This is a genomic window from Streptomyces sp. NPDC002004, assembly GCF_053593975.1.
In genome coordinates this window covers 542,192-566,496 of the sequence record NZ_JBSFDP010000002.1, presented here as the reverse complement: position 1 = coordinate 566,496, position 24,305 = coordinate 542,192, and the positions used below count along the sequence as shown (strand labels likewise).

Sequence of the window (24,305 nt, the reverse complement as noted above, 5' to 3'; positions counted from 1 at the left end):
GGTCCGGGACCCCGGCCCCTGTTTGAGACGTGGATCGCAGCTGGCGGGTGCCCCGGGCACCTAATATCTGCGCATGGCGGACGACGGAACGAACGGGCGAAGGATGCGGACCCGGCACTGGGAACCCGGCAGTCACATTCTGTGGCGGTACCGGGAGAACGGCGGTGCGCGGTTCCACATCTGCCGGCCCGTGACCGTCGTCGAGGACAGTGACGAGCTGCTGGCCGTGTGGATGGCGCCCGGCACGGAGTGCGTGAAGCCCGTGCTGGCCGACGGGACCCCGGTGCACGCGGAGCCGCTGGCCACGCGGTACACCAAGCCGCGGACCGTGGTGCGGGACCGGTGGTTCGGGACCGGGGTGCTGAAGCTCGCACGGCCCGGCGAACCGTGGTCGGTGTGGCTGTTCTGGGAGCCGGGCTGGCGTTTCAAGAACTGGTACGTCAACCTGGAGGAGCCGCGCGTCCGGTGGGCCGGGGGCGTCGATTCCGAGGACCACTTCCTGGACATCTCCGTGCACCCGGACCGCACCTGGCACTGGCGCGACGAGGACGAGTTCGCGCAGGCCCAGCGCGTCGGCCTGATGAACGCCGCGCAGGCACGGACCGTACGTGAGGCGGGCGCCGCCGCCGTCGATGTCATCCGCGCGTGGGGGCAGCCGTTCTCGGACGGCTGGCAGCACTGGCGGCCGGATCCGGAGTGGCTCGTACCGGCACTTCCCGACGGCTGGGACCGTACGCCCGCGCACGTGTCGTCATGAGACCCTTGATGCGCCCCTGGGGTTCAAACGTAGGATCGTCCTCCGCAAGGGCGCACTGCGGCGGCAACTCCGTGCGCGTACACGAGGCCTGACAGTCAGTCATCGAGGGGCGGCGGGGACGTGAGCGGTAGTGAGGCATACGAGGGGTACGGCGGAGCGGCACCGGACCATACGGGTCCCCTCTCCTCGAGAGAGGGCCAGGCCGAGGCCTTCGACGCGATCGGCGCCCGGTACGACGAGGCCTTCCCGCACAAGGAGGGCCAGCTCGCGGCGGTCGAGTGGCTGACAGGCGAGCTGCCGGCCGGCTCGCGCGTCCTCGACGTCGGCTGCGGCACGGGCGTGCCCACCGCGCGGCAGCTGGTCGACGCGGGTCACACCGTGGTGGGCGTCGACCTGTCGACCGGAATGCTGGACCTGGCCCGCAAGAACGTGCCGGAGGCCGAGTTCGTCCACCGCGACCTGGCGGCGCTGCGCGTGGCGGGACCGGACGGACTCGGGCAGTTCGACGGACTGACGTGCTTCTTCACCCTGCTGATGCTGCCTCGCCCGGAAATCCCCTACGCACTGCGACAGTTCCACCGAATGCTGCGGCCGGGAGGCCTCCTTGCGCTCTCGATGGTCGAGGCGGACCTGGACGACGCCGCGATTCCGTTCCTGGGGCAGGTAATCCGGGTATCGGGATTCCTGCGGGAAGAGTTGCACGAGGTCGTGCGCGACGCGGGATTCGAGATCGCCGGCGAGGACTCGTTCGCGTACGCCCCGGTGGGCACCGAACCACCACCCGAGCACCAGTTGTTCCTGACCTGCCGACGCCCGTGATCACGGTGTGAGGCTGACGCCATGACCGCGCGCACGCCGCGCAGCCCCGGAGACGGACGGATTCGACACGCGTGACGGAGCACCCCACCTCCCACAAGGGCAGCCGGACAGGCGCTGCCCGGCAGACCGGCCCCACGGACCCCCGCGGGGCGCTGCTGCGTACCCCAAGGCCGCCCGAGGCCGTGGGCAGCGCGGCCTTAGCGGCCCAGGGCCGCACGACGGGCGACCCGGCGACGCCGGGCGCTTCCCCCTGCCCCGCGTCCGGCACCCCCACCCCGTCCGGCGCGGGCCAGCCGTCGGGCCCGGCCGGCGCCGGCCAGGGCCCCAGCAGCGAGCACTCCCAGCCGTCCACGGCCGAGCCCGATCCGCACCGCCCCCGGCCCGCGCCCGCGGGCGTACCGGTGCAGCCCGGGGCCGCCGGGGACCGGCCGCCCACCGGTCCGGGCGGCAAGGACCGGCGCACCGGTCGGGGCCAGCCGGCGGGTGCCTCCGTCGCCATGCGACGGGACGGCGACCGGCTGCGGTTCGTGGGCGCCGCGACCCGCCGTATCGCGCGCGGCATGGACCTCGACGAGATCGTCATGGGCCTGTGCCGGGCCACCGTGCCGACCTTCTCCGACGCGATCCTCGTGTATCTGAGGGACCCGCTGCCGGTCGGCGACGAGCGTCCGGTCGGCCCGGTCGTACTGCGGCTGCGCCGCACCGACCGCATCCCCGAGGACCAGGACACCGACGGCGGCTTCCTGCCCGCGCTGCAGCTCCAGGTGCAGCCGGATCTCGCCGGCACGACCGAGCTGTGCGAGGTGCAGCCCGGCGGCGCGCTCGCCGAGGTGCTGCGCGGCGTACGGCCGGTCTTCGCGGACGCGCCTGCGGCCCGCGAGGCGCTGCCCGAACTGCTGGGCGAGGGGCGTGCCCTGCCGGACGGCAAGCGGGCGATCCTGGCGCCGCTGCGCGGCCGCCGCCGGGTCATCGGCGCCGCCGTCTTCCTGCGCCGCACCGACCGGCCCGCCTTCGAGCCCGACGACCTGCTGGTGGCGGCGCAGCTCGCCACGCACAGCGCGCTCGGCATCGACAAGGCCGTGCTGTACGGGCGCGAGGCGTACATCGCCGACGAGCTCCAGCGGACCATGCTGCCCGAGACGCTGCCCCGGCCCACCGGGGTGCGGCTCGCGTCGCGCTATCTCCCGGCGGCCGAGACCGCCCGGGTCGGCGGCGACTGGTACGACGCGATCCCGCTGCCCGGCAGCCGGGTCGCCCTCGTCGTCGGCGACGTCATGGGCCACTCCATGACCTCGGCGGCGATCATGGGCCAGCTGCGCACCACGGCGCAGACCCTCGCGGGCCTGGACCTGCCGCCGCAGGAGGTGCTGCACCACCTGGACGAGCAGGCGCAGCGGCTCGGCTCGGACCGCATGGCGACCTGCCTGTACGCGGTGTACGACCCGGTGTCGCACCGCATCACCATCGCGAACGCCGGACATCCGCCGCCGGTGCTGCTGCATCTCGGCGGGCGCGCCGAGGTGCTGCGGGTGCCGCCGGGCGCACCGATCGGCGTCGGCGGGGTCGACTTCGAGGCGGTCGAGCTGGACGCGCCCGCCGGGGCGACGCTGCTGCTGTACACGGACGGTCTGGTCGAGTCCCGGCTGCGGGACGTGTGGTCGGGGATAGAGCAGCTGCGCGAGCGCCTCGCGGCGACCGCCCAGCTGACCGGGCCGGACCATCCGCCGCCGCTGGAGGCGCTGTGCGACGAGGTGCTCGACATGCTCGGCCCGGGCGACCGGGACGACGACATCGCGCTGCTCGCCGCCCGCTTCGACGGGATCGCGCCGAGCGACGTCGCGTACTGGTTCCTGGACCCGGAGGACGCCGCTCCGGGGCGGGCCCGGCGCCTCGCGCGCAGTGCGCTGGCCCGCTGGGGCCTCGAGGAGCTGACCGAGTCGGTGGAGCTGCTGGTCAGCGAGGTCGTCACCAATGCCGTGCGCTATGCGTCGCGGCCCGTGACACTGCGGCTGCTGCGCACGGACGTCCTGCGCTGCGAGGTCGGCGACGATGTGCCGCAGCTGCCGCGGCTGCGGCAGGCCCGGGCCACGGACGAGGGCGGTCGCGGCCTGTTCCTGGTGGACCGGCTGGCTCGGCGGTGGGGTGCCTCACGACTGAGCACGGGAAAGGTGGTCTGGTTCGAGCTGAACCACACGCAGGAGCGTTCCGGCTGAGGAAGCAGGACGGGGCCGGACCGGAGCGGGACCGGTTCTGGACCCGGTCCGAAAGTTGCCGATGTCGTATATGCGGGGTTCACTGACGTCGTGGACGAAGCGGCCTGATCGACCCATGAGGGAGGACCCTCGTGACCGAGGCACCCCGGAAGGTCCCCTACACCACCACGAACGCGGGCATCCCGGTCGAGAGCGACGAGCACTCGCTCACCGTCGGCTCGAACGGTCCGATCCTGCTCCAGGACCACTATCTCATCGAGAAGATGGCCCAGTTCAACCGTGAGCGGGTTCCCGAGCGGGTGGTCCATGCCAAAGGCAGCGGCGCGTACGGGGTCTTCGAAGTCACCGACGACGTGAGTCAGTTCACCAAGGCCGACCTCTTCCAGCCGGGGAAGCGGACCGAGATGCTGGCCCGGTTCTCCACCGTCGCGGGTGAGCAGGGCTCCCCCGACACCTGGCGTGATCCGCGCGGCTTCGCGCTGAAGTTCTACACGGAGTACGGGAACTACGACCTGGTCGGCAACAACACGCCGATCTTCTTCGTACGGGACCCGATGAAGTTCCAGGACTTCATCCGCTCCCAGAAGCGCCGCCCCGACAGCGCCCTGCGCGACAACAACATGCAGTGGGACTTCTGGACGCTCTCCCCCGAGTCCGCGCACATGGTGACGTGGCTGATGGGCGACCGCGGCATCCCGAAGACGTACCGGCACATGAACGGCTACAGCTCGCACACGTACATGTGGATCAACGGCGGCGGCGAGCGGTTCTGGGTCAAGTACCACATCAAGACCGATCAGGGCATCGACTTCCTGACCCAGTCGGAGGCCGACGAGCTGGCGGGCACGGACGGCGATCTGCACCGCCGTGACCTGCACGACTCGATCGCGTCCGGCAACGCCCCGTCCTGGACCATGAAGGTCCAGGTCATGCCCTTCGAGGACGCGGCGGACTACCGCTTCAACCCGTTCGACCTGACGAAGGTGTGGCCGCACGGCGACTACCCGCTGATCGACGTCGGCCGGATGACGCTCAACACGAACCCGGACGACTTCTTCGTCCATATCGAGCAGGCCGCCTTCGAGCCGTCGAACATGGTGCCCGGCATCGGCCCTTCGCCGGACAAGATGCTGCTCGGCCGGCTCTTCTCGTACCCGGACACGCACCGGTACCGCATCGGCCCGAACTACGCACAGCTGCCGCCGAACCGGCCGCGCACGGACGTCAGGTCGTACGCCAAGGACGGCCCCATGCGGTACGAGCCGGCGAACGTGGGCGCCGTGTACGCACCCAACTCGTACGGCGGTCCCGCGGCCGACGTCCAGTGCTTCGGCGATCCGGCGAGCTGGGAGGTCATGGGCGAGATCGTCCGCGAGGCCTACCGGCCGCACGCCGAGGACGACGACTTCGGCCAGGCGGGCACGATGGTGCGCCAGGTCCTCGACGATGCGGCCCGCGAGCGTCTGGTCTCCAATGTCAGCGGCCATCTGAGCAACGGTGTGTCGCGGCCCGTGCAGGAGCGCGCCTTCCAGTACTGGCGCCAGGTGGACCAGGACATCGGCGACCACATCGCCAAGCGCGTGAACGGCGGCTGAGCCCGCCGCGCACGGCCGGGGGCCTGCACGGTCCCGTACGACGAAGCGGGCGCCCGGAGGATTCCTCCGGGCGCCCGCCCTCACATGTCGCCGTCGCGCGTCAGTTGCCCGCCGGACCGCCGCGCGGGTTGTCCGGGACGTCGTCCGTCGCCGTGGGGTCCGGCGCCGTCGGCTCCTCCGTCGTCGGCTCGTCCGTCGGCTCGGTCGTCGGTGCCTGGGTCGTCGGTGACTTCGACGGGGGCGGCGTCGTCGGCGGCTTCGTCGTCGGCGCCTCGGTCGACGGCGAGCTCGTCGGCTTCTGCGTGTGGCTCGGCGTCGGGTCCGGCGGCGGGGCCACGGCGGCGCCCATGTCCGTGTCGAGGTCGAACTCGCTCGGCGCGCCCATGGCGTTGAAGGTGTAGGCGGCCCAGATCCGGGCCGGGAAGGTACCGCCGTTGACGCGGCCACCGCCGGCGGTGCCCCGGAGGGTGACCTGGTCGCGCTGGTGGACCGGCTTGCCGTCGACCGTCTTCCCGTCCTTGGCCGCCTCGCCGAAGAGTCCGACCGACGTGACCAGCTTCGGCGTGTAGCCGGTGAACCAGGCCGACTTGTTGTCGTCGGAGGTACCGGTCTTGCCCGCGACCTGCTGGCCGTTGCGGTTCGCCGCGTCCCGCACGGACTGCCGCGCCGTACCGTCGTCGACCACGCCGGTGAGGACGGAGGTGACGGAGTCGGCGGCCTGCCTGCTGATCACCTGGTCGCCGATGGCGGACGGCAGCTCGACCGGGGCGCCCTGGTGCGTGACGGACTTGACGATCTGCGGGGTGACCTTCTTGCCGTGGTTGTCGAGGGTGGCGTAGACCCCCGCCATCTCCAGCGGGCTGGCGCCCATCGAACCCAGGGTCTGCGCCGGGACGACCGGCAGCCCCTTGACGTTCATGCCGAGGTCGCCCGCGGTCTTCAGGACGTCCTCCATGCCCACGTCCACGCCCATCTGGGCGAAGACGGAGTTGACGGAGTCGTTCATCGCCCGCTGGACGCTGATCGGGCCGTAGCTCTGGTTGTCCTCGTTCGGCGGCGCGAAGGCGATGTTGCTGCCTTGGACCGGGCGCCGGCTCGTGCCGTCGTAGAGCGTGCGGGCCGTGATCGGCTGGCCGTCCTGGGTCCTGGAGCTCCTGTCCAGCGCGGCGGCGAGGATGAGCGGCTTGAACGTCGAGGCGGGCTGGTAGTCGCGGCGGGTGGCGTTGTTCGTCCAGTGCTTGGTGAGGCCCGGACCGCCGTACAGCGCGAGGACCTTGCCGGTCTTCGGGTCGACCGAGGCGGCGCCCGCCTGCACGTCGGCGTCGACGTTGCGCGTCTTCGGGGAGAGCTGGGACGTCAGCTCGGACTTGACGGCTCGCTCCAGCTCGCGCTGCTTCCTCTGGTTGATGTTGAGCGTGATGGTGTAGCCGCCGGCCTCGAACTGGGCGTCGGTGAGGTGCAGTTCACTCTTGACCTCGGCCTTCGCCGCCTCGAACAGATAGCCCTTCTGCCCGGCGAGGTTGGCGGGCGGGCGCGGCGACTCCGGCACCGGGAAGGTCATGCCCTGCCGCTTGCCGGCGTCCAGCCAGTGCTTCTCGACCATGTTGTCGAGTACGTAGTTCCAGCGCGCCTTGGCCAGCCGCTTGCCCGTGCCGGAGGCGATCGCCCAGTCGTACTGGTTCGGGGCCTGGAGCAGCGCCGCGAGGTAGGCGCCCTGCTCCACCTTCAGCTGCTTGGCGTCGACGTGGTAGTAGGCCTGGGCCGCGGCCTGGATGCCCCAGGCGCCCCGGCCGTAGTAGCTGGTGTTGATGTAGCCCGCGAGGATGTCGTCCTTGGTCTTCTGCTGATCGACCTTGAGCGAGATGACCAGCTCCCTCAGCTTGCGGCTGACGGTCTGGTCCTGGTTCAGGTAGAAGTTCTTGACGTACTGCTGGGTGATCGTCGAACCACCCTGCTTGCCCTTGCCGGAGAGGGTGTTGATCAGACCCCGCGCCGTGCCTTTGAAGTCGATGCCGGAGTCCGTGTAGAAGGACTTGTTCTCGGCGGCGACGAAGGTGTGCTGGACGGGCTTGGGCACGTCGGCGAGGTCGACGATCTCGCGGTTCACGTCGCCGGTGCGGGCGAGCAGCTTGCCGTCGCTGTACTTGTAGATGTTGCTCTGCTTCTTCGCGTCCGCGTTGCCTTCGGGTATGTCCACGTAGAGGTAGAGCCCGACGAAGCCGGCCATGCCGAGCAGGCACAGACCGAAGAAGGCACCGACGATCTTCTTCCAGGTGAAGAAGCGGCGTATGCCGCCGCGCCCGCCGTCGGACGCGCGCCCGCGCTCCGACCGGCGCGCGTCGCGCTGCCGTGCTCGTCTCGCATCCGCTCGTCCCATGGGTCCGCTCGCTCCGCTTCCTTCGATTCGCTCTTACCGGCAGATCAGCTCAGAAAACTAACACCGCACCTGGGGACAAAGGTCGGCCAATCCAGTCTTTTCCGGACGTGACAATCAGCACCCAGCCCAATGGAACCGACGAGTGAGGAGCGCGGAAGGTTGCCACACGCGTTAATGTGATAACACTTTGCTAGACATCGGGCCGGGACGATCTCCCGGCCACCGCAATCAAGGGGGACCCGTCATGACCGTTGACGCCATGGAGAGCTCCGACACCACCGCCGCACCCGCGGTGCGCTCGCCACAGGTGCGCGAGATCGCCGCCCGGAGCATCGGGGGCGGGTTCGCCCTGTTCCTCGGCCTGGCCGGTCTGCTGCTGGGCGTGGGCCTGATGGCGACCGGGGGCGTCATGACCGCGGCCGGCGCCAAGGTCGCGCTGATCGCCGTCGGCCTGCTCACGATCATCGCGGCGCTGTTCTCGATGGGCGGGCTGAACATGGTCGCGCCGGGCGAGGCCCGCGTCGTCCAGCTCTTCGGGCGTTACCGGGGCACGATCCGCACGGACGGCCTGCGCTGGGTCAACCCGCTGACCTCCCGCACCAAGATCTCCACCCGGGTGCGCAACCACGAGACCGCCGTGCTCAAGGTCAACGACGCCTACGGCAACCCGATCGAACTCGCCGCCGTCGTGGTGTGGAAGGTCGAGGACACCGCGCAGGCCACCTTCGAGGTGGACGACTTCCTGGAGTTCGTCGCCACCCAGACCGAGGCGGCGGTGCGCCACATAGCCATCGAGTACCCGTACGACGCCCACGAGGACGACGCGCTCTCGCTGCGCGGCAACGCAGAGGAGATCACCGAGAAGCTGGCCGTCGAGCTTCACGCACGCGTGGAGGCCGCCGGTGTACAGATCATCGAGTCGCGGTTCACGCACCTCGCGTACGCACCCGAGATCGCGTCGGCGATGCTCCAGCGGCAGCAGGCCGGGGCCGTGGTCGCCGCGCGACGGCAGATCGTCGACGGGGCGGTCGGCATGGTCGAGGCGGCGCTCGCCCGGATCGCGGAGGACGGGATCGTGGACCTCGACCATGAGCGCAAGGCCGCGATGGTGTCCAACCTGATGGTGGTGCTGTGCGGGGACCGCTCGGCGCAGCCCGTCGTGAACACGGGCACCCTGTACCAGTGAGTTCCGACGACCGGGAGACGCCGGCGACGCCGGCGTCCGGGCGCAGGCCGCGGCAGCCCCAGCGCAAGCAGGTGCTGCTGCGGCTCGACCCGCTGGTGTACGAGGCACTGGCGCGGTGGGCCGGGGACGAGCTGCGCAGCGCCAATGCGCAGATCGAGTTCCTGCTCCGCAGGGCCCTGTCCGAGGCGGGGCGGCTGCCCGGCGGCGCCGGGCCCATCCCGCGGCGCGGACGGCCACCCAGGACTCCTGACTCGTAGCGGCTCCCGGACACCCGGGGGCCGCTACGGCGTTCCTCCGCACAGCGGGTGCTCCCCGCCTGCGCGCGGCCGCCCTCCCGCTCCTCCCCTCCCCCGCAGAGGCCTTCCCCCTCCCCCGCAGAGGCCTTCCCGCTCCCCCGCAGAGGCCCTCCCGCCGTCTATACACACCACGTATACATCGTGCGTATAGTGGCCGCCATGTCCATCGGTCACACTCTTCTCGGCCTTCTCGAGGCCGGACCCCGGCACGGTTACGACCTGAAGCGGGCCTTCGACGAAAAGTTCGGGCACGATCGCCCGCTGCACTACGGGCAGGTGTACTCGACCATGTCCCGTCTCCTGAAGAACGGCCTCGTCGAGGTCGACGGGATAGAGGCGGGGGACGGTCCGGAGCGCAAGCGGTACGCCATCACCGATGCCGGCGTCACCGACGTGACGCGGTGGCTCGCGACGCCGGAGAAGCCCGAGCCCTATCTCCAGTCGACGCTCTACACCAAGGTCGTCCTCGCGCTGCTGACGGAGCGCGACGCCGCCGATCTGCTCGACACCCAGCGCGCCGAGCACCTGCGGCTCATGCGCGCGCTCACCGAACGCAAGCGCAAGGGCGACCTCGCCGACCAGCTGATCTGCGACCACGCCCTGTTCCATCTGGAAGCCGATCTGCGCTGGCTCGAACTCACCGCCGCACGACTGGACAGGCTCGCCGCGGAGGTGCGCGCATGACCCCCGCCGGATCCCTCCTCAGCGCCGTCGACCTGCGCAAGGCCTACGGCCCGACGACCGCGCTCGACGGCGCCGGGTTCTCCATACATCCGGGCGAGGTCGTTGCCGTGATGGGCCCGTCGGGCTCCGGCAAGTCGACCCTGCTGCACTGTCTCGCCGGGATCGTGACCCCCGACTCGGGCACCATCACGTACAACGGCCGCGAGCTGTCCGCCATGAACGACGCCGAGCGCAGCGCGCTGCGCCGCAGCGAGTTCGGATTCGTCTTCCAATTCGGCCAGCTTGTACCCGAGTTGACATGCGTGGAGAACGTCGCGCTGCCGCTGCGGCTGAACGGCACCGGCCGCAAGGAGGCCGAGCGGACCGCGCTCGGCTGGATGGAGCGGCTGGAGGTCGACGACCTGAAGGGCAAGCGGCCCGGCGAGGTGTCCGGAGGTCAGGGGCAGCGGGTCGCGGTGGCCCGCGCCCTCGTCACCGGCCCGCGCGTGCTGTTCGCGGACGAGCCCACCGGCGCCCTCGACTCCCTCAACGGCGAGCGGGTCATGGAACTGCTGACGGAGGCCGCCCGCTCCACCAACGCGGCTGTCGTCCTCGTCACGCACGAGGCGCGGGTCGCCGCCTACTCCGACCGCGAGATCGTCGTACGGGACGGCAAGTCCCGTGACATGGAGCGGGCGATATGAGCGGGGGCGGCGCCAGGGTCTGGGGGCGCGACCTCGCCCTGGGGGCGCGGTTCGCCGTGACCGGCGGCCGCGAGGGCTGGGTGCGGATCGTGCTCACGGCCGTGGGCGTCGGCCTCGGTGTGGCGCTGCTGCTGCTCACCACCGCGATCCCGAGCGCCCTGTCGTCGCGGCACGTCCGCGAGATCTCCCGCAACGACTTCACCTACGGCTCGCACCGGGTCGACAAGGGCGACGGCACCGAGATCATCGCGCGCGCCGAGACCACGTACCGCAACCAGGACATCCGCGGCCGGCTGCTGCAGCCGGAAGGCCCGAAGGCCCCGCTCCCGCCGGGCGTGCGGGCGTTCCCGGCGCCGGACGAGATGGTCGTCTCACCCGCCCTGGACCGGCTGCTGAAGTCCGCCGACGGCAAACTGCTCCGCGAGCGCCTGCCCTACCGCATCACCGGCACCATCGGCGACAGCGGCCTGATCGGGCCGGCCGAACTCGCCTTCTACGCGGGCGGGCACGGCCTGGAGTCCGAGCTCTCACCCGGCACCGTCGAACGGATCGGCGGCTTCACGGACCCCGATCCGCAGCCGGAGAAGACCGACCCGGTCCTGCTGCTGCTCATCCTGATCGTCTTCGTCGTGCTGCTGCTGCCGGTCGCCGTGTTCATCGCCGCCGCCGTACGTTTCGGTGGCGAGCGGCGCGACCGCCGGCTGGCCGCGCTGCGCCTCGTCGGCGCGGACGGACCGATGACCCGGCGCATCGCCGCGGGCGAGGCACTGGCAGGCTCGCTCCTCGGGCTGGTCTTCGGCGCGGGCTTCTTCCTCGGCGGACGGCAGCTCGCCAACCTGATCACGCTGTACGAGATCAGCATCTTCCCCAGTGATCTCGATCCGACCCCGGCGCTGGCCGCGCTGGTGGCCGTCGCGGTGCCCGCCTCCGCGGTGGCCGTCACCCTCCTCACGCTGCGCCGCGTCATCATCGAACCGCTCGGCGTCGTCCGCACAGCCGGATCCTCCCGGCGGCGTCTGTGGTGGCGGCTCCTGCTGCCGCTCGCCGGTCTCGGCCTGCTCTACCCGATGGTCGGGAAAGGCCGGAACCACGGGGAGTTCAACCAGTGGATGGTCATCGGCGGCACCGTCCTGCTGCTGGTCGGCGTCACTGCGCTGCTGCCCTGGCTGGTCGAGGCCGTCGTGACCCGTCTCGGCGCCGGCCCGGTGTCCTGGCAACTGGCCGTCCGCAGACTCCAGCTGAGCGGCGGCACCGCCGCCCGCATGGTCAACGGGATCGCGGTCGCCGTCGCCGGAGCCGTCGCCCTGCAGATGCTGTTCGCCGGGGTCGAGGGCGACTACACCAAACCCACCGGGCAGGACCTCTCGCGGGCGCAGATGGAGGTGCGGCTGCCGGCCCGTGATCCGATCGCTTCGGCCGACCGGACACTCACCGCCGCCAAGAGCGTGCGGCACACGACACCGCTGTCCTCGGGATCCCTCGGGGAGCGCCCGAAGAACCCCAGGAAATCGCTCGAACTGACCGTGGGCAGCTGCCGTGCCCTGCGCGAGGTGGCGTCCCTGACGTCCTGCCGCGACGGCGACGTCTTCGCGATACACGGCGCCCCGTCCGACGAGGCGACGGGCCCGTTGGCCAAGCCGGGCCGGACCCTGTACATCGATCCGTCATACGACGAAGCCGCGGGCAAGGCGCTGGCCTGGCGGCTGCCGGGCAGCCTGAAGCAGGCCGGTCCCCGCAAGGACCCGACCGGCTACGCGCGCGGCGGTCTCCTGGTGACCCCGGGTGCCGTCCCGGCGAAGGCCGCGCCGACGCTCGTCGGCAGCGTGTACATCCGGCTCGACGAGCGGGTGCCGGACGCCCGGGACCTGGTGCGCAACGCCGCCGCACGGATCGATCCGCTGGCGGACGCCTACGTGTACACCTCGACCGACCGGTCGCGCCGCTTCGAGTCCATCCGCACGGGCCTGTTCATCGGCGCCACCTGCGTGCTGCTGCTCATCGGGGCGAGTCTGCTCGTCTCCCAGCTGGAGCAGCTGCGTGAACGCAAGAAGCTGCTGTCCGCCCTCATCGCCTTCGGCACCCGCCGCCGCACCCTCAGCCTGTCGGTCCTCTGGCAGACCGCGGTACCGATCGCCCTCGGCCTGGCCCTGGCCTCGGCCATGGGCATGCTCCTGGGCGCCGTTCTGATGAAGATGGCCGGCGCCACGGTGTCGGTGGACTGGCGCAGCGTGCTCGCCATGACGGGCGTCGGGGCGGGCATCGTCCTTCTGGTGACCACGCTCAGCCTGCCGCCGCTGCTCCGCCTGATGCGCCCGGACGGCCTCCGCACGGAGTGATCCCCAGGCTCACCCCCGCCCATCGACCGCTGCCTGCCGCGGCCGGCGCCCGGGGCGGGGGCGAGTGCCCGGGGAGGGCACGGCCCCCGGTGCCGGGGGCCGTCGGACGAGGACGGTCACCCCGGTGCCGGGGAAGGGGCGTCCAGCACCCGCACCGGCAGCCCCCGGAGCTCCTCCCGCAGGGCTCCGGCCAGCTCCGTGTACTCGGCCGCGCGCGCCGCGCCCGATCGCATGACGAACCCGACCCTCCGCGTCGGCGCGGGCTCGGCGAAGTACCCGGTGAGCAGCTGGTTGCTCCTCGACGCCTCGACGTTCACGGCGGTCCTCGGCAGCAGGGTCACCCCCAGTCCCCCGGCGACCAGCTGGACGAGTGTGGACAGCCCAGCCGCGGTGGTCGTCACCGGCACGTCCCCGCGCCCCGCCTCCCGGCAGATGTCGAGGGCCTGGTCGCGCAGGCAGTGGCCCTCGTCCAGCAGAAGGAGGTTCAGCTCGCGCAGGGCCTCCCGTGGGATGCCCTCGCGGCCGCCCAGCCAGTGGTCGAGGGGGGTGACCAGGACGAAGTCCTCGTCGAACAGGGGAAGTTCGGTCACTCCCGGCACCCCGAGCGGCACGGCGAGCAGCAGCAGATCGAGCCGCCCCGCGGCCAGCCCGTCCAGCAGCGACGCCGTCTGCTCCTCGTGCACCTGGAGGTCGAGGTCCGGGTAGCGCCCGTGCACGAGCCGCAGCACCGTCGGTAGCAGATAGGGCGCCACCGTCGGGATCACGCCGAGCCGCAGCTCCCCGGTGAAGGGCGCCCGTACCGCCTCGGCCTCCTCCAGGAGCGCGCCGACCGCCTCCAGCACGGCGCTCGCCCGTACCGCCAGCCGCTCGCCCTCCGGGGACAGCAGCACCTTCCGGGTCGTACGCTCCAGCAGCTGGACGCCGAGGACCTCCTCCAGCGACGAGACGGCCCCGGAGAGTGCGGGCTGACTCATGCCGATGGCCGCGGCGGCGTCCCGGAAGTGCAGGTGCTCGGCGACCGCGACGAAGGCGCGCAGCTGCGCGAGCGTGGGCTGTCGGCCCCGCCCGTTGCCGGGGAGCGGCCCGCCTCGCAGGCTGCCCTTGTTGCCCAGTGTCATTGATAAGCACCTCCAATCAGCTAGACAGAGTCTAGCGATTTCCATAATCAATGCACCGTGTGCCACGATCAGGCACCGTCCAACCCACAGGAAAGCCCTCCCAAAAAGAGGGCGACCCACCCTGCAAGGAGAGCGCGTGCTCACTGTCGGCGACCAGTTCCCCACGTACGACCTGACCGCTTGTGTGTCGCTGGAGAGCGGCAAGGAGTTCGAGCAGATCGACCACAAGTCCTACGAGGGCAAGTGGCGCGTGGTGTTCTTCTGGCCGAAGGACTTCACCTTCGTCTGCCCCACCGAGATCGCTGCCTTCGGCAAGCTGAACGACGAGTTCGCCGACCGCGACGCCCAGATCCTCGGCGTCTCCGGTGACTCCGAGTTCGTGCACCACGCCTGGCGCAAGGACCACGCCGACCTGCGTGACCTGCCCTTCCCGATGCTCGCGGACTCGAAGCACGAGCTGATGCGCGACTGCGGCGTCGAGGGCGAGGACGGCTTCGCCCAGCGCGCCGTCTTCATCGTCGACCCGAACAACGAGATCCAGTTCACCATGGTGACCGCGGGCTCCGTCGGCCGTAACCCCAAGGAGGTCCTGCGGGTCCTCGACGCCCTCCAGACGGACGAGCTCTGCCCGTGCAACTGGAGCAAGGGCGAGGACACCCTCGACGCGGTCAAGCTGCTGGCCGGTGAGTGAGCATGGCCCTCGATGAGCTGAAGTCCGCCCTGCCGGACTACGCCAAGGACCTGAAGCTGAACCTCGGTTCGGTCATCGGGAACAACGACAAGCTGACGCAGCAGCAGCTGTGGGGCACGGTGCTCGCCTGCGCGATCGCCTCGCGTTCGCCCCGCGTGCTGCGCGAGCTGGAGCCGGAGGCCAAGGCGAACCTGTCGCCCGAGGCGTACGGCGCCGCCAAGTCCGCTGCCGCGATCATGGCGATGAACAACGTCTTCTACCGCACCCGGCACCTGCTCTCCGACCCGGAGTACGGGACGCTGCGCGCGGGCCTGCGGATGAACGTCATCGGCAACCCCGGCGTCGAGAAGGTGGACTTCGAGCTCTGGTCCCTGGCGGTCTCCGCCGTGAACGGCTGCGGCCAGTGCCTCGACTCGCACGAGCAGGTCCTCCGCAAGGCGGACGTGGACCGCGAGACGATCCAGGAAGCCTTCAAGATCGCCGCGGTGGTCCAGGCGGTCGGCACCACCCTGGACGCCGAAGCCGCCCTGGCCGGCTGACCCGTCACATCACGAAGAGGCGCCCCCCGCCCGGCATCCTGCCGGGCGGGGGGCGCCTCTCGTGGTGCTGCGCGCCGTCAGCCGGCCGACGCCTCCTCCACGGGAGGCGTCACCGTCGCCCGGGCCGCCCGGTGCACCGCGGTCTCCTGGGCGTACGCCCTGAGGTAGCCCACGACCGTGTTGGTGACGGCCACCAGCGGCACGGCCACCACCGCGCCGCCGATCCCGGCGATCATGCCGCCGGCGGCGACCGAGAGCACGACGGCGAGCGGGTGGACGCGGACCGCACGGCCGAGGATGAACGGCTGGAGGATGTGCCCCTCGATCTGCTGGACGGCGAGGACCACGACCAGGGTCATGACGCCGGTGAAGACGCCCTGGGTGACGAGCGCGACGACGACGGCCAGCGCACCGGAGACCACGGCGCCGACGAGCGGGATGAACGCGAACAGGAAGATGAACACGGCGAGGGGCACCGCCATCGGCACCCCGAGGAAGTAGATGCCGAGGCCGATGAAGATCGCGTCGATCAGGGCGACGATCACCGTGCCGCGTACGTACGCGGTGAGCGTGCGCCACGCCCGCGGGCCCGCACCGGCGATACCGGGACGCGCGGCCGCCGGCACGAGCTTGAGGACCCACGACCAGATGCGCGGCCCGTCGTGCAGGAGGAAGAGCGTCGAGAAGACGGCGAGCAGGATGCCGGTGAGCGCCTCGACGACGACGGTGACCCCTTCGAGGCCGGTCGACGTGATCTGGTCGGCGTTGGCGCCGATCGCCTCGCGCAGGCTCTTGGCGATCTGGTTGATCTGCCTCTCGGTGACGTGGAACGGGCTGTTGAGCAGCCAGCGCCGCAGTTCGTCGATGCCGTCCTGGACCTGGTTGGAAAGGTTGTCGATGTTCTCCATCACCTGCCAGACCACGAACCAGCCCATGAGCCCCATGACGACGAAGCCGCCGATCGCGGTCAGGGCGGTGGCGAGACCGCGCGGAAGGCCCGCCCCGCGCAGCCGCCCGACGGTGGGCTGGAGCAGCGCGGTGATGAGGAGCGCCGCGACGAACGCCATGACGACGAGCTGGACGGCGCTGATGACCCGCATCAGGATCCACAGGGTGCCCGCGATGACGAGCAGCCGCCAGCCGGCCTCGGCGGCGACGCGCATGCCCCAGGGCACAGCGGCCGACGGATCGGGCCGTGCCCCTATGGCCGGGGCGTAGGACGGCGGTGGCGGCACATGGCCGAGGGTGGAGTCCTGGGTCTCCGACTCGGGCGCGGACTCGGTCCGCAGCGGCTCGGGCCCGTGCTCGCGCTCGGTCTCCGCGCGGCGCTCCTCCAGCCGCTCTCCCACCTCGCTCAGTCCGGCACCCAGCCGACCGAGCCACCCTGGCATTCGCGACATGATCCGCCCTCTCCCCCCGGTCATCACTCCCCCCTGGAGTCTGTGGGACAGACGCTACATGGCCGAAGCCCCCCACCGAAGGACGGTGGGGGGCTTCAGAAGCGTGAGCCGCGGCCCGGAGCCGCGGCCCGGACCGGTCGTCGGCCTTCGGTACCAGGAACCTTCCTAGTACCAGGAGTTGGCCTGCCAGAAGGACCAGGCCTGGCACGGGCTGCCGTAGCGCCCGTTCATGTAGCTGAGGCCCCACTTGATCTGGGTGGCCGGGTTGGTCTGCCAGTCGGAGCCGGCGGACGACATCTTGGAGCCCGGCAGGGCCTGGAAGAGACCGTAGGCACCGGAAGAGGCGTTCACGGCGTGGTAGTTCCAGGTCGACTCGTGGTTCACGATGTTGCTGAAGCACTGGAACTGGTCAGCCGGGACCATCTGCCGCGCCATCGCCTGGACCTGGGACACGCTGTACGAGGCCTGCTGCGGGAAGCTGGAGGCGTCGCGCGAGGCGGAGCGGCTGGCGGTCTTGGCGACCTCCGTGCGCTCCTTGGCCGCCTTCTCGGCCTTGGCCTTGGCGTCCTCGGCAGCCTTCTGCTTGGCGACCGCGTCCTCGGCGGCCTGCTTGCGGGCCGCCTCCTCCGCGGACTTCTTCGCGGCGCTGTCGGCGGCGATGGCCTGGGCGTCGGCCTGCTGCGACAGCGAGGCCGTCTGCACCTGGGCCTGCTGACCCGTGGGTATGTCTGCGAGGAGGGTCGCGTCGCTCGCCGTCGCCTCGAGGTCGTTCGAGGGCTGCTGGGGCGTGCCCGAGGCAACACCCACGACGGCTCCGACAGTGGTGACCGCGGTGGCCGAGGCCACTGCGAATCCCCGGACCGAAATCCGGCTCACACGGTTTCCTTCCAGCGTCGTCCGCTTCGGTGACCCTGGCGGACGCAATCGTGCCCCTGGACGCTGGCCTCCCAACTGCGGGGTCACGGGAGGCACGGGCCCGGTGGGCAACTCCCTGCAAGGGAGCGCCGCGTGGTGCTCGGGCGGCATACGACGGCGCTATGGAGTTCTGAGGTTCTTGTGGTGCCGTACCGCTGGGGGTACACGTGTGTCGCATGCGGGGCCTGACAGGAGTGAGACTCTGCCGCAGGGCGCCACCGCAAGGCAATTCCTTGCTACGTGTGAAAGCTCACACCTCGTTTGCCCCTGGGGTTTTATGGAAAAGCGCGCGCATCAAGGCGCCGTCCGGCTAGGCTCTTCGCTTCACCGGACGGCGCCAAGTGGGGTGTATCAGCCCCGAACTGGCCACACAGGGCCAGTCGGGACGGCGGGTGCAACCAGGGTCAGATCTGCCCGTCCTCCAGCATTTCGGTCACCAGGGCCGCGATCTGCGAGCGCTCCGAGCGCGTCAGCGTGACGTGCGCGAAGAGCGGGTGCCCCTTCAGCTTCTCGACGACGGCGACGACCCCGTCGTACCGCCCGACGCGAAGATTGTCCCGTTGTGCCACGTCATGGGTGAGTACGACACGCGAGTTCGCCCCGATCCGGGACAGAACGGTCAACAGAACGTTCCGTTCCAGGGATTGGGCCTCGTCGACGATGACGAACGCATCGTGCAGGGACCGGCCGCGGATGTGCGTCAGCGGCAGGACCTCCAGCATCCCGCGTGCGGTGACCTCCTCGATGACCTCCCGCGAGGTGACGGCCGACAGCGTGTCGAAGACGGCCTGCGCCCAGGGGCTCATCTTCTCGGCCTCGGTGCCGGGCAGATAGCCGAGCTCCTGCCCGCCCACCGCGTACAGCGGCCGGAAGACCATCACCTTCTGGTGCTGCCGGCGCTCCAGGACGGCCTCCAGGCCCGCACACAGCGCGAGCGCCGACTTGCCGGTGCCGGCCCGGCCGCCCATCGAGACGATGCCGACCTCCGGGTCGAGGAGCAGGTCCAGCGCGATGCGCTGCTCGGCACTGCGCCCCTTGATGCCGAACACCTCCCGGTCGCCGCGCACCAGGCGCACCGTGCCCGCGGACGTGATCCGGCCGAGCGCCTTGCCGTGCTCCGACTGGATGGTGAGCCCGGTGTGGACTGGCAGGTCGGCCGCCTCCGGCACGTACAGGCTCTCCTCCTCGAAGAGGAGGTCCACCTGTTCGGCGGTCAGGGTCAGTTCGGACATACCGGTCCAACCGGAGTCCGTGATCGCGAGCTCGGCGCGGTACTCCTCGGCGAGCAGGCCCACCGACGACGCCTTGATGCGCAGCGGCAGGTCCTTCGAGACGACCGTGACGTCGTAGCCCTCGGCCTGGAGGTTGCGGGCGACCGCCAGGATGCGCGAGTCGTTGTCCCCGAGGCGGTAGCCGGCCGGCAGGACGCCGGGATCGCTGTGGTTGAGTTCGACGCGCAGCGTGCCTCCCATCTCTCCGATCGGGATGGGTGCGTCCAGGCGTCCGTACCGGATGCGGCAGTCGTCGAGCAGGCGCAGGGCCTGCCGGGCGAAGTACCCCAGTTCCGGATGGTGCCTCTTGGCCTCCAGCTCCGTGACCACGACCACCGGGAGCACCACTTCGTGCTCGTCGAAGCGGGACAGGGCATTCGGGTCGGCCAGCAGGACGCTGGTGTCAAGAACATAGGTGCGCCGGTCGGGCTGGCGCTTGTTGCTGGTCACCACGGAAGGACGTACCCCCTCGGATGAGGTCGGGGAGCGACGGACTTTTCAGGACCGGTCACCGGCCGCATTGCGCGGGCCGTGCACCGGCCCTCCACGTCGTCCGTACTCGGGGCACGGTCGTCCTGGTGCAAAGGGCCTCCCGGGCGGACGGCCCCGTGCCGTCCGCTGAGATACGACGCCCGTGAATCGGACGTCGACCTGGATGGCTTATTCCCTCGAACAAGCGCCGCCATGCCACGGCATATGACGGCGCGTACGGAAACTCCTGGTGACGTGCGTCCCCCGGGTGCCGGAGGTGGTCGGCATCCGGGTGGTCCGGCCGGGTTCGTCCCGGCCGCCGTGGCGCGAATACGCGGCGCCACGGCGGGTGGTTCTCAGCCGCCGTAGCGACGGTGCCGGGCGGCGTAGTCGCGCAGCGCCCGCAGGAAGTCGACCTTCCGGAAGGCCGGCCAGAAGACCTCGCAGAAGTAGTACTCGGAGTGCGCGGACTGCCAGAGCATGAATCCGGACAGGCGCTGTTCGCCGCTGGTGCGGATGACCAGGTCGGGGTCGGGCTGGCCGCGTGTGTAGAGGTGCTCGGCGATGACGTCGATGTCGACGCGTTCGGCGAGTTCCTCGAAGGTGGTGCCCTTGCGGGCGTGGTCCAGAAGGAGCGAGCGCACGGCGTCGGCGATCTCCTGGCGGCCGCCGTACCCGACGGCGACGTTGACGAGTATCCCCGTGTTGTCCGCGGTGGTCTCCTCGGCCTCCTTCAGGACCAGCTGCGTACGGGACGGCAGCAGGTCCAGGGTGCCGACGTGGTGGACGCGCCAGCGGCCGTCGGCCGCGAGGCCGCGCACGGCGTCCTCGATGATGCCGAGCAGCGGGACGAGCTCGTCCTCGGGGCGGTCGAGGTTGTCCGTGGACAGCATCCAGAGCGTGACGACCTCGACATCGGTCTCGGCGCACCAGCCGAGGAACTCGGAGATCTTGTCGGCGCCGGCCCGGTGGCCCTGCGCGGTCGTACCTCCGGACGCCTTCGCCCAGCGGCGGTTGCCGTCGAGAATGACCCCGATGTGCTTGGGCACCTGATCGTGGTCGAGACGGCCCTCCACCCGGCGTGCGTAGAGTCCGTACACCAGGTCGCGCAAGTTCACCGAGTCTCACCTCTCAGATGGCAGGGACGGTACCCCGATATTCCCTTTCTGCCGGGAGGTCCGGGGGGTCCCCCGGATCGGCGCAGTACGACTTTTCAGTCCCTGCGGGCCGATACCTCCCGTGCAGACAACAGCCCCCGAGGGCGACACCCTACCTCTGCACCCCGGACGGGCGGCCAGCGGGTGTCAGCGGGCTGAAGTAGTTTCGTACCCATGAACGACACGTCTCTGTACCGCGCCGCAACGGATCGCTACGACGCGATGGAATACCGGCGTACCGGCCGCAGCGGGCTCAAACTGCCCGCGATCTCGCTGGGGCTGTGGCACAACTTCGGCGACGACCGGACGCTGGAGTCGCAGCGGGCGATCCTGCGGCGCGCCTTCGACCTCGGCGTCACGCACTTCGACCTGGCGAACAACTACGGCCCGCCGCCCGGTTCCGCCGAGCTGAACTTCGGCAAGCTGTTCCAGCAGGACCTCGCCCCGTACCGGGACGAGCTGATCATCTCCACCAAGGCCGGCTATCTGATGCACCCCGGCCCGTACGGCGAGTGGGGCTCCCGCAAGTACCTGCTGTCGTCCCTGGACGCGTCGCTGAAGCGGATGGGCGTCGACTACGTCGACATCTTCTACTCGCACCGCTTCGACCCGGACACCCCGCTCGAGGAGACGATGGGTGCGCTGGCCTCGGCCGTCCAGCAGGGCAAGGCCCTGTACGTGGGCGTGTCCTCGTACAGCAGCGAGCAGACCGCCGAGGCGGCCCGGCTGCTGACCGACATGGGTGTGCGGCCGCTCATCCACCAGCCCTCGTACTCGATGATCAACCGCTGGACCGAGGACGACGCACTGCTGGACACGCTGGAGGAGGCGGGCATGGGCTGCATCTCCTTCGCGCCGCTCGCCCAGGGCCTGCTGACGAACAAGTACCTGAAGGGCATCCCGGAGGGCTCGCGCGCCTCGCAGGGCAAGTCCCTCGACCCGAACCTGCTGAGCGACGACGTGCTGCGCCGGCTGCACGGTCTGCACGAGATCGCGGCCCGCCGCGGCCAGTCGCTCGCGCAGCTCGCGCTGAAGTGGGTGCTGCGGGACGAGCGCATGACGTCGGCCCTCATCGGCGCGTCCAGCGTCCGGCAGTTGGAGGAGAACGTGGCGGCACTGTCCGGCCCGAAGCTCACCGACGAGGAGCTGGCCGAGATCGACACGTTCGCCGTGTCGACGCCCGGGACGAACATCTGGGCGGGCCGCCGCTGAGCCGAGGCGCCGCCCCTGGGCGGCGCGTGCGCGGGCGCGGCGCGCGAGGGGCTCCACCGCCCCGCGGGGCGGTGCGCGGTCGCGCGGCGACGGCGGCACAAAAAACGGGCCGGTCCGTGGGGGGGGAGACGGACCGGCCCGAGGGGGGGCTTCCACCATAACCCTTCGTAAGTGATGCTGCGTGCATTGGCGTGCCACAACTACTCTCCGGAGTCATGCGGCGACCGCGCGGCGACACTCGGGGGCCGGGGAAGCCCGGAAATCCTGCACGTAAGGGCGTCGAGTCCGGACTTTTGAGGGTGCGGCGGGGCGTACCCCCAAGGGGGACCCCGGTGCGAACCACCCACTTGACGCAAGGCACCGCGCAGCCCCCTCCTCTGCGCGGTACCCGCCCGCGCAGCTTTGCTGGCGCGAATTACCTTGGTCTGAACTTACGTGACGCCTGACGCGGATGCGAGGGGCGATTGATAACGATGCGGAAAACGTCTCCTGGGACTGGAGTTGCGAGTGGGTCGGCAGCCCGCTGTGCGCGTGTCCGTTCGCGCTGCGGCCACGCGAAGCCTCCCGGCAGAAGCCCGGACGTGAGCCGGACGCGCGCCGGGCAGCAGGGCCCGCGGCGGCCGGCGGCCCGGACCGGGTCGCCCGAGCCGGAGTCGCCCGAGCTCCACGGGCCGCGGCCGTACCGGCTGCTCAGACCGCGGCGGTGAGGCCACCCAGCAGCAGACCCAGAAACCCGCCCACGATCATGAACGGCCCCAGCGGGATCGCGGACTTGCGGCCGGCACGGCGCAGCAGCATGAGCGTCAGGCCGTAGAGGGCCCCGATGAGGAGCCCGGCGAACGCACCCACGACGAGCACGGTCCAGCCGTACCAGCCGAGGGCCGCGCCCAGCGCCAGGGCGAGTTTGACGTCGCCGAAACCCATGCCGTTCGGGTTGATCAGGAACAGCACGAAGTAGACGGAGCCCAGCGCGAGCGCGCCGAGTACGGAGGTGAGCCAGGAGCCCGCGTTGCCGGGCAGCAGTGCGGCGACCCCGAGGAGCAGCACCGTCGCCGCGGCGAGCGGCAGCGTCAGCACGTCGGGCAGCCGGTGCACCGCGCGGTCCGTGAGCGCGAGGAGCATGGCGACGGGCGCGGCGGCGAGCCAGACCGCCACCTCTGGGCGGGCTCCGGCCGCCGCGGCAAGCGTGGCGCAGGCCAGGGCCGTACCGACGGCGACGGCGAGCGCGTTCGGCCCGTACCGCGTGCCGTCCGCGCAGCGCGCCCGCCCCAGCCAGCCGCCGAACGGCCCGGCGATCGGGTGTCCCGCCGGGCAGTCGCGCCGCCAGGACTCCTCGGGCTCGACGGCGAGCCGGTACGCGGCGCGGGGCACCAGCAGCCCGGTGGCGGCGCCCCACACGGCGGCCGCTGCGATCAGGAGAACGTGCACGCTGGGACCATAGGCGCCCGGGCCGTCGATGGCATGGGCCTGTGGACCCATGACAGGACCCACGGGGGTGTGGATACGGTCATGCCGTCGGTAATTCCGGTAGTGGCATGTGGTGGTCGGGGAGGTGGCCCTGGATGGGTCGGCGCTGGCGTGACGGGCGAGCGGAACTGGTGATCCCGGGGGACGGGGGCGACGGGCCCCGGACCTCGGTGCCCCTGGAGATCGCAGCGTCCTCCCGCGCCCGCACCAAGGGACTGCTGGGCAGGGACGGTATCGACGGCGCGATCCTGCTGACCCCCGCCAACAACGTGCACACCTTCCGGATGCGCTTCACGATCGACGTCGCCTTCCTGGACCGGAACCTGAACGTCCGTGCCGTCCGCACCATGAAGCCCGGCCGCCTGAGCCGTCTGTACGTGCGCGCCCGCCACGTCCTGGAGGCGGAGGCGGGCGCGATGGCGCGCTGGGGCCTCCGGGAGGGCGTACGGGTGAGCGTGGAGGACTAGGCGAGGACTCGCCACCCCGGTTTCTTGGGCCCCTGTTCGGGTCCAAGGGCCCGTTCGGATGGGCCCGTTGAAGGGTTACGGTCCGACCGGCGCCGGACGTGGCCGGGCGACCGTGCGCCTCCGGTCCCCCCACCTCCCGGTCCGAGGCACCCCCATGCGCGATTCACGGCCCTCACCGTCGCTGATGTCGTCCTCCCCCCTCCTGGCACTCGTCCGCTCCTGGGCGATCGGCCTCACGGTCCTGCTCGTTTCGGCGTACCTCCTGCGTACGACGGTCACGGATCCCTTCGGCCCGCCCGGGCGCGACGCCCCCTTCATCAGCCGGCTGATGCTCCTCCACCTGCCGTCGCTGGCGTGCGCGCTGCTGGCCACCCTGGCGGCGGCCCGCACCCACCGGCCGCCGCACCGGGACAGCCCGGCGCCCCATGTCCTCGCCTCGCTCGCCGCCCCGCTCGCCGTCCACGCGGTGACGCTCGCCGGGGACTGGTCGCGCGCGACGGCCGAGGACATCGCGGCCCCGACCCTGGCGGTCCTCATGGGGTGCGCCATCGCGGTGGCGCTCGACCTGTCGATGGAGGAGCGGACGGGCTAGACGTGGCCCGGTTCCGATGGGTGCCGCGACGGTCCGGGTGAGGCCCGCCGGACCCTCGC

General features: G+C 71.0%; 21 protein-coding genes. 14 read left to right on the top strand and 7 right to left on the bottom strand.

Features of this window, described 5'->3' with window-relative positions; all coding sequences use genetic code 11:
- The first annotated feature begins 73 nt into the window (after positions 1-73).
- The 4 genes from fomD to ACWCP6_RS05560 all read left to right on the top strand — a co-directional run bounded on the left by fomD (position 74) and on the right by ACWCP6_RS05560 (position 5,384).
- Positions 74-757, top strand: coding sequence for a cytidylyl-2-hydroxypropylphosphonate hydrolase (fomD, locus tag ACWCP6_RS05575; RefSeq protein ID WP_450931022.1), 684 nt, complete (start codon positions 74-76; stop codon positions 755-757).
- A 120-nt stretch (positions 758-877) separates the two neighbouring features.
- Positions 878-1,576, top strand: coding sequence for a class I SAM-dependent methyltransferase (locus ACWCP6_RS05570; RefSeq protein WP_450931021.1), 699 nt, complete (start codon positions 878-880; stop codon positions 1,574-1,576).
- A gap of 71 nt (positions 1,577-1,647) precedes the next feature.
- The gene (locus ACWCP6_RS05565; RefSeq protein WP_450931020.1) at positions 1,648-3,789 is read left to right on the top strand and encodes a SpoIIE family protein phosphatase; all 2,142 of its coding nucleotides are present in this window, start codon (positions 1,648-1,650) and stop codon (positions 3,787-3,789) included.
- Positions 3,790-3,920: 131 nt separating this feature from the next.
- A complete protein-coding gene (locus ACWCP6_RS05560; protein WP_450931019.1) occupies positions 3,921-5,384 on the top strand; it encodes a catalase in 1,464 nt (487 codons plus the stop codon).
- Between the two features lie 100 nt (positions 5,385-5,484).
- On the opposite strand, the gene ACWCP6_RS05555 is transcribed toward ACWCP6_RS05560, so the two are convergent.
- Positions 5,485-7,761: a transglycosylase domain-containing protein gene (locus ACWCP6_RS05555; RefSeq protein ID WP_450931018.1), complete on the bottom strand. Its 2,277-nt coding sequence runs from the start codon at positions 7,759-7,761 to the stop codon at positions 5,485-5,487.
- 244 nt (positions 7,762-8,005) lie between these two features.
- On the opposite strand from ACWCP6_RS05555, the gene ACWCP6_RS05550 reads away from it, so the two are divergent.
- The 5 genes from ACWCP6_RS05550 to ACWCP6_RS05530 all read left to right on the top strand — a co-directional run bounded on the left by ACWCP6_RS05550 (position 8,006) and on the right by ACWCP6_RS05530 (position 12,946).
- On the top strand, positions 8,006-8,947 hold the full coding sequence (locus ACWCP6_RS05550; RefSeq protein WP_450931017.1) for an SPFH domain-containing protein: 942 nt from the start codon (positions 8,006-8,008) through the stop codon (positions 8,945-8,947).
- Positions 8,944-9,204 carry a hypothetical protein gene (locus tag ACWCP6_RS05545; protein ID WP_450931016.1) on the top strand — a complete coding sequence of 87 codons (261 nt, stop codon included), beginning with the start codon at positions 8,944-8,946 and terminating at the stop codon, positions 9,202-9,204. Before ACWCP6_RS05550 ends, ACWCP6_RS05545 begins: the two co-directional genes overlap by 4 nt.
- Positions 9,205-9,402: 198 nt before the next feature.
- On the top strand, positions 9,403-9,927 hold the full coding sequence (locus tag ACWCP6_RS05540) for a PadR family transcriptional regulator (RefSeq protein WP_450931015.1): 525 nt from the start codon (positions 9,403-9,405) through the stop codon (positions 9,925-9,927).
- Positions 9,924-10,610 (top strand): ABC transporter ATP-binding protein, encoded by a 687-nt coding sequence (locus ACWCP6_RS05535; RefSeq protein WP_450931014.1) that lies wholly within the window; start codon positions 9,924-9,926, stop codon positions 10,608-10,610. The genes ACWCP6_RS05540 and ACWCP6_RS05535 overlap by 4 nt, the downstream gene beginning before the upstream one ends.
- The gene (locus ACWCP6_RS05530) at positions 10,607-12,946 is read left to right on the top strand and encodes an ABC transporter permease (protein WP_450931013.1); all 2,340 of its coding nucleotides are present in this window, start codon (positions 10,607-10,609) and stop codon (positions 12,944-12,946) included. Before ACWCP6_RS05535 ends, ACWCP6_RS05530 begins: the two co-directional genes overlap by 4 nt.
- 116 nt (positions 12,947-13,062) lie before the next feature.
- Here the strand turns inward: ACWCP6_RS05530 and ACWCP6_RS05525 are convergent, their stop codons facing one another.
- The gene (locus ACWCP6_RS05525) at positions 13,063-14,064 is read right to left on the bottom strand and encodes a hydrogen peroxide-inducible genes activator (protein WP_450931012.1); all 1,002 of its coding nucleotides are present in this window, start codon (positions 14,062-14,064) and stop codon (positions 13,063-13,065) included.
- A 136-nt stretch (positions 14,065-14,200) separates the two neighbouring features.
- On the opposite strand from ACWCP6_RS05525, the gene ACWCP6_RS05520 reads away from it, so the two are divergent.
- Both ACWCP6_RS05520 and ACWCP6_RS05515 read left to right on the top strand, forming a co-directional pair.
- On the top strand, positions 14,201-14,755 hold the full coding sequence (locus ACWCP6_RS05520; RefSeq protein ID WP_450931011.1) for a peroxiredoxin: 555 nt from the start codon (positions 14,201-14,203) through the stop codon (positions 14,753-14,755).
- A 2-nt stretch (positions 14,756-14,757) separates the two neighbouring features.
- On the top strand, positions 14,758-15,294 hold the full coding sequence (locus tag ACWCP6_RS05515) for an alkyl hydroperoxide reductase (RefSeq protein WP_450931010.1): 537 nt from the start codon (positions 14,758-14,760) through the stop codon (positions 15,292-15,294).
- Positions 15,295-15,371: 77 nt separating this feature from the next.
- On the opposite strand, the gene ACWCP6_RS05510 is transcribed toward ACWCP6_RS05515, so the two are convergent.
- The 4 genes from ACWCP6_RS05510 to ACWCP6_RS05495 form a co-directional block, all read right to left on the bottom strand.
- Positions 15,372-16,694 (bottom strand): AI-2E family transporter, encoded by a 1,323-nt coding sequence (locus ACWCP6_RS05510; protein WP_450931009.1) that lies wholly within the window; start codon positions 16,692-16,694, stop codon positions 15,372-15,374.
- Between the two features lie 165 nt (positions 16,695-16,859).
- A complete protein-coding gene (locus ACWCP6_RS05505) occupies positions 16,860-17,570 on the bottom strand; it encodes an aggregation-promoting factor C-terminal-like domain-containing protein (protein ID WP_450931008.1) in 711 nt (236 codons plus the stop codon).
- A 443-nt stretch (positions 17,571-18,013) separates the two neighbouring features.
- Positions 18,014-19,333 carry a PhoH family protein gene (locus tag ACWCP6_RS05500; protein ID WP_450931007.1) on the bottom strand — a complete coding sequence of 440 codons (1,320 nt, stop codon included), beginning with the start codon at positions 19,331-19,333 and terminating at the stop codon, positions 18,014-18,016.
- Between the two features lie 374 nt (positions 19,334-19,707).
- On the bottom strand, positions 19,708-20,469 hold the full coding sequence (locus ACWCP6_RS05495) for an isoprenyl transferase (RefSeq protein WP_450931006.1): 762 nt from the start codon (positions 20,467-20,469) through the stop codon (positions 19,708-19,710).
- Between the two features lie 213 nt (positions 20,470-20,682).
- Between ACWCP6_RS05495 and mgrA the strand changes: the two genes are divergently transcribed.
- Positions 20,683-21,720: an L-glyceraldehyde 3-phosphate reductase gene (mgrA, locus tag ACWCP6_RS05490; protein WP_450931005.1), complete on the top strand. Its 1,038-nt coding sequence runs from the start codon at positions 20,683-20,685 to the stop codon at positions 21,718-21,720.
- Between the two features lie 690 nt (positions 21,721-22,410).
- On the opposite strand, the gene ACWCP6_RS05485 is transcribed toward mgrA, so the two are convergent.
- Positions 22,411-23,148 carry a prepilin peptidase gene (locus tag ACWCP6_RS05485; RefSeq protein WP_450931004.1) on the bottom strand — a complete coding sequence of 246 codons (738 nt, stop codon included), beginning with the start codon at positions 23,146-23,148 and terminating at the stop codon, positions 22,411-22,413.
- A 134-nt stretch (positions 23,149-23,282) separates the two neighbouring features.
- On the opposite strand from ACWCP6_RS05485, the gene ACWCP6_RS05480 reads away from it, so the two are divergent.
- Positions 23,283-23,654 (top strand): DUF192 domain-containing protein, encoded by a 372-nt coding sequence (locus tag ACWCP6_RS05480; protein ID WP_450931003.1) that lies wholly within the window; start codon positions 23,283-23,285, stop codon positions 23,652-23,654.
- A gap of 184 nt (positions 23,655-23,838) precedes the next feature.
- On the top strand, positions 23,839-24,246 hold the full coding sequence (locus ACWCP6_RS05475; RefSeq protein WP_450931002.1) for a hypothetical protein: 408 nt from the start codon (positions 23,839-23,841) through the stop codon (positions 24,244-24,246).
- Positions 24,247-24,305 lie beyond the last annotated feature (59 nt).